This is a genomic window from Bradyrhizobium sp. UFLA05-112 (genome assembly GCF_053572325.1).
This window is the reverse complement of the sequence record NZ_JBANBK010000200.1, coordinates 1-1,406: the sequence shown is the minus strand read 5'-3', so window position 1 is coordinate 1,406 and position 1,406 is coordinate 1. Positions and strand designations below refer to the sequence as shown.

The following is a 1,406-nucleotide window of genomic DNA, read 5'->3' as shown; positions in this document are numbered from 1 at the left end:
CGCTGGGCTGCGGCTTGGTGGGCTCTGCGCCAGAGTGACCATGCGACGATGCGTGTGGGTTGGATTCGCTTTCGCGCGAACCTGACGGCGATGCGGCGGATTTCCTGGATTGACCAGCGGATCAACGACGGGATGGCGATACTTTTGTTTTTGCCTTGGCCCGGTGCTTGGTTTTTTTTGGCGATGGCGGATTGGCGCGATGGCGGATCGTAGCCATCATGGCAAAGGCGAGCATCACCAGTGAGACATGACGGTGCCATCCATGCCAGGATCGGCTCTCGTTGTGATCGAGGCCGAACTCGTTCTTGGCCGTCTCAAAACTGTCCTCGATCGCCCAGCGATGGCCTTCGACCGCGATCAGGGCCTCAATGGTTGTTCCTGCGGGGCACCAAGTGGTGAAGAAGGCGAGGTCATCATCGGCGATGCGACGACGGATCAGTAGACCACGTGTCCACAAACCGCCATTTGCGCTGTTGAACTGCCCGGCATCGAGATCGGCCAGCTCGAGATAACACCAATCGTGCAGCCGCGGGCCTTTGGTTCCGGCTCCGGCAGATAGACGCTTCCAGTCCGATGAGTCCCGCGTCCGGGCAATCTCCGCAGCCGTCCCGGCGATCGGCGATCGCTTGCCCCAAGACCGGAATACATGAGCGCTGTTGACCCCGAGCACGTAGCCTTTGCCGGCCCGACGTAGCTGCTGCTCGATATCGCCAACACCGTAAACGGTGTCACCAGCAACCCACTGGAACGGTACAGACGCAGCTATCGCGCGTGCGATTGCTCTCGTCGCAAGCTTTGGTTTGGTCGCAAAACCCACATCAGCAGGCACATAGGCAGCCTCCAGACGATCCGGATCGTCGGTCCATTCTTTCGGAAGATACAGCGCACGATCGATGAATGCATGGCCGTGGCGGGAAACATAGGCCGCGAAGACCCCGATCTGACAGTTCGTGATCTTACCCGCCGAACCAGTGTATTGCCGCGCCACTCCGCACGATGCCTTGCCCTGCTTGAGAAAGCCGGTCTCATCGATCACGAGCACCGCATCGTCATCCGCCAAATGCTCGATGACATAATCGCGGACGATATCGCGCAAGGCATCAGCATCCCAATTACTGCGACCCAGGATGGCCTGCTGACGCCACGGGCCCGGATCGCCAGCTGCCTCCGCACGCATCCAACCGGTCTTGCGCTGCTCATCTCCCAGCAGGCCTTCCAGGAACAGGCCCGCATTCGTTGCAACTCGCTCTTGCCCAAACAACGGACGTATCCGCTTCTTGATCTCACGAAGCGACCCAGCCCACAACGCAAGCGTCTCTTCTATCGACGCTGTCCGCGCCCACGATCTCCGAATCATGGTTGCCCATGGATTCAGAACTTCGCAAGAAACACAACTGTAATGCTAG

Annotated in this window: 1 protein-coding gene; it reads right to left on the bottom strand. The window is 59.4% G+C overall.

Features of this window, described 5'->3' with window-relative positions; genetic code table 11:
- Positions 1 to 121 precede the first annotated feature (121 nt).
- Positions 122 to 1,357 (bottom strand): IS701 family transposase, encoded by a 1,236-nt coding sequence (locus SO180_RS42340; protein ID WP_449384700.1) that lies wholly within the window; start codon positions 1,355 to 1,357, stop codon positions 122 to 124.
- Positions 1,358 to 1,406 lie beyond the last annotated feature (49 nt).

Bases quoted from the DNA above. Each gene is read 5' to 3' on its own strand.
- SO180_RS42340 (WP_449384700.1), bottom strand. From the start codon at position 1,357: ATGATTCGGAGATCGTGGGCGCGGACAGCGTCGATAGAAGAGACGCTT.